Annotated in this window: 1 protein-coding gene; it reads left to right on the top strand. The window is 65.7% G+C overall.

The window, feature by feature from the left end; all coding sequences use genetic code 11:
* Positions 1-626, top strand: a 626-nt coding sequence (locus DNK89_RS23570) for an SbmA/BacA-like family transporter (RefSeq protein WP_304547786.1), incomplete at both ends; no start/stop codon positions are given.

The raw sequence follows: 626 nt of genomic DNA, 5'->3' as shown, positions 1-626 counted from the left end.
GTCGCTGGTGGCGTTCACCGGCATCCTGTGGAACCTGTCCGGCGCGCTCGAGGTGGCTGGCGTGGAGATCCCGCGCGCCATGGTATTCATGGTGTACGTGTACGTGCTCATCGCCACCTTGTTCGCGTTCCGCATCGGCCGGCCCCTGATCCTGCTGAACTTCCTGTCCGAGCGGCTCACCGCCAACTTCCGCTACGCCTTGCTGCGGCTGCGCGAGAATGCCGAGAACGTGGCCTTCTACCAGGGCGAGGAGGTCGAACGGGCGACGCTGTGGGCGCGCTTTTCGGCCTATATCTCCAACCTGTGGGAGCGGGTATACCGGGGCCTGAAATTCGACGGCTTCAACCTGGTGGTGAGCCAGGTGGCCGTGGTGTTCCCGTTCCTGTTGCAGGGGCAGCGCTTCTTCAGCGGCGCGATCAAGCTGGGCGACGTCATGCAGACCTCTCAGGCCTTCGGCCAGGTGCAGGACTCGCTGTCGTTCTTCCGCACCTCATACGATGCCTTCGCGCAGTACCGCGCCACGCTCAACCGCCTGGCCGGCTTCCTCGACGCCAACGCGGCGGCGCGAGATCTGCCGGCGATCGCGGCGCTGCCCTTGCCGCACGCCATGGAAATCAGCGGACTGG

This window comes from Acidovorax sp. ST3 (assembly GCF_003231145.1).
Lineage (GTDB): Bacteria > Pseudomonadota > Gammaproteobacteria > Burkholderiales > Burkholderiaceae_C > Acidovorax.
The sequence above is the reverse complement of the archived record's forward strand: the minus strand, read 5'-3'. Positions and strand labels throughout refer to the sequence as shown.